Origin of the sequence: Streptococcus mitis (genome assembly GCF_001074635.1) — a bacterium.
GTDB classification, from domain to species: domain Bacteria; phylum Bacillota; class Bacilli; order Lactobacillales; family Streptococcaceae; genus Streptococcus; species Streptococcus mitis_E.
This window is the reverse complement of record NZ_JUQO01000175.1, coordinates 1-1903: the sequence shown is the minus strand read 5'-3', so window position 1 is coordinate 1903 and position 1903 is coordinate 1. Positions and strand designations below refer to the sequence as shown.

At 31.6% G+C, this 1903-nt stretch carries 2 protein-coding genes and 1 pseudogene; 2 read left to right on the top strand and 1 reads right to left on the bottom strand.

Annotated elements, in window-relative coordinates; all coding sequences use genetic code 11:
* Window positions 1–295: 295 nt before the first annotated feature.
* Window positions 296–493, bottom strand: coding sequence for a hypothetical protein (locus tag ADI58_RS10835; RefSeq protein WP_080982505.1), 198 nt, complete (start codon window positions 491–493; stop codon window positions 296–298).
* 159 nt (window positions 494–652) lie between these two features.
* On the opposite strand from ADI58_RS10835, the gene ADI58_RS07210 reads away from it, so the two are divergent.
* Window positions 653–1294 carry a hypothetical protein gene (locus ADI58_RS07210; protein ID WP_000933083.1) on the top strand — a complete coding sequence of 214 codons (642 nt, stop codon included), beginning with the start codon at window positions 653–655 and terminating at the stop codon, window positions 1292–1294.
* Window positions 1295–1303: 9 nt separating this feature from the next.
* Window positions 1304–1903, top strand: a pseudogene (locus ADI58_RS07205) (DUF3991 domain-containing protein); the annotation flags it as partial.

Here is a 1903-nt window from a genome sequence, read left to right as displayed (position 1 = left end):
CTCTTAAAAATCCATTTATTATTTTCCAAGAAAAATGGAAATCAAATCATAATCTTCCAATTAAATTTTCAATGGAGGATTATGCTATTCGTAGATTATCAATTATTGAAAAATTACTACTGTTACTAGATAAAATTGATAGTGAACTCCCAAAGTAAAAAATTGTTAAAGTTTTATACAATAATGAAATCTAAAATATATAATAAAAATTAGAATTTAGGTGTAAAAATATCTCTGGATAAAACTTTTATTTAGAGATATTTTTATATAAAATTTTTTATAAGGAAAAAGTTAGTCAAAAGACTTTATCTGAATCTAAATTCGGATAAGGTTTTTTATTAGCCTTGATTCTTTCATACACTTCATAGCTAAATTGGAGCAATAATTTATGATAATTTTTATCCTTACTATTATTACTTGTATTTATGGCTTGTTTATGTCGTTCAATATGAGAAAGAGCTCTTCTCAAATTTTCTTCTTTTAATTTGTTCATATTTATATTATAAACTGAAGACAGCTAATTTTGATATTTTTCTCTGAACTGTACGATTTTGCGCCTGAAATGTAGGAATCACCTTTTATTATGGTGTGATAAAACTTACAAGTCCTTTTTGTTATTCTTGACCTAGTTTTTATAGAAAGAAGGTCTAAGATGTTAAATAAAGTCAAAACTAAAGCCTTAATTAGTGTCGGAGCAGTGGCTGCAACTAGCTTTATTCTCATGATGGGATATACTGCTGGTCAACATTCTACTGCTAAACAAAGTCGCAAAGAAATCGAATTGGCTGCAGCTAAACTTGTAGAGGACAAACAAGCAGAAGATAAAGCAAGTATTTTGTCATCGGATACTGTAAAAGAATTTTTGACTCAGTACTATACGAAAGAAAAGCTCGGAGAAAATAATACACGTATTCAACCTTATATGACTGAATCGGCTTATTCTCAAGAATTGTCAAGTCAAAATGATGCCATGAACCAAGTGTATAAGGACTATATTTTGGATTATCATTTTGAAAAAGCAGATATCTTTGTCAATCAGACTACGAATCAAGCCATTGCCATGGTCTCTTATAATGTAACCTATGTATCTGATTTAAAGAATGCCAACCAATCAAAGACCAATCAGACAGAAACCAGAACGGTTAAGTTGTCTTATTCGAAACTACCAGGTAAGTTATTGGTCAATCAAGTACAGGTTTGGAAATCTGGGTTAGATGATTTGGATAAGGCCACTCCCAAAACTTTGGAAGAATCCTCATCTGTTCCATCACTGCCAAATACTACAACAAAATGATGATATTGCATGGAAATAGAAGAATGTAAGCAAATTTCAATTCTTGATGTAGCCAATCGTTTGGGGATCTCCTTTAAACAAGTTTCGAGCAGTGTCTATGAACATCCTGAACACGATTCATTTCGGATTTTTTCAACTACCAATACTTTTAAATGGTTTTCAAGAGAAATTCAAGGTGATGTCATTGATTTTGTTCGACTTGTTAAGGGAATTTCCTTTAAAGAAGCTCTAGCCTTTCTTTCTGAAGAACCTTTTCAAAAAGAAGCTGTTCAAGAAAAAAGAGAGAGACCATTTTATTATCCTTTAAAGAGAGTAGAAGATTCTAACTGTAGTCTGGCCAGATATTACTTAACAAAATGTAGAGGAATCTCAGAAGAAATCATAGAAAAGATGATTCAACAAGGTTTGATAGCACAAGCCAGCTGGAAAACAAATGAAACAGTTGAACCTGTTATTGTTTTTAAAAGCTTTAATCATCGTCACAAGCTGCAGGCAGCAAGCCTACAAGGGATTTATAAGAATCACTCTCTTCCTAGAGAGAGGCTGAAAACGATTCTAAAAGGAAGCCATGGATATATTGGAATATCCTTTGATATTGGTAAACCAAAT

Excerpts from the sequence above, each read along its gene's own strand:
- ADI58_RS10835 (WP_080982505.1), bottom strand. The coding sequence starts at position 493 with ATGAACAAATTAAAAGAAGAAAATTTGAGAAGAGCTCTTTCTCATATT.
- ADI58_RS07210 (WP_000933083.1), top strand. The coding sequence starts at position 653 with ATGTTAAATAAAGTCAAAACTAAAGCCTTAATTAGTGTCGGAGCAGTG.